1 protein-coding gene is annotated in these 354 nt (G+C 65.5%); it reads right to left on the bottom strand.

The genetic code is table 11. The annotated features are described in order from the left end of the window. On the bottom strand, window positions 1–354 hold a 354-nt coding region (locus tag LMU33_RS40995), incomplete at both ends, for an alpha-amylase family glycosyl hydrolase (protein ID WP_249814975.1).

Raw genomic sequence — 354 nt, 5'->3', positions numbered from 1 at the left:
GTAGTAGTCCCCGTACGGACCGTCCGGATCCCGCCTCGACTCCTGGAACCACGGGTGCTGGTCGCTGGTGTGGTTCATGACGAAGTCGATGATCACGCGCATGCCGCGCTGGTGGGCGGCGTCCACGAACTCCACGAAGTCGGCGAGGTCACCGAACTCCGGCAGCACGGCGGTGTAGTCGGAGACGTCGTAACCGCCGTCCCTGAGCGGGGACTTGAAGAAGGGCGGCAGCCACAGGCAGTCGACCCCCAGCCACTGCAGATAGTCGAGCTTGGCGGTCAGACCCTTCAGGTCGCCGATGCCGTCGCCGTTGCTGTCCTGGAAGGAGCGGACCAGGACCTCGTAGAAGACGGC

This window comes from Streptomyces barringtoniae, assembly GCF_020819595.1.
Classification (GTDB): Bacteria; Actinomycetota; Actinomycetes; order Streptomycetales; family Streptomycetaceae; genus Streptomyces; species Streptomyces barringtoniae.
This window is presented reverse-complemented; position numbering and strand designations above follow the sequence as displayed.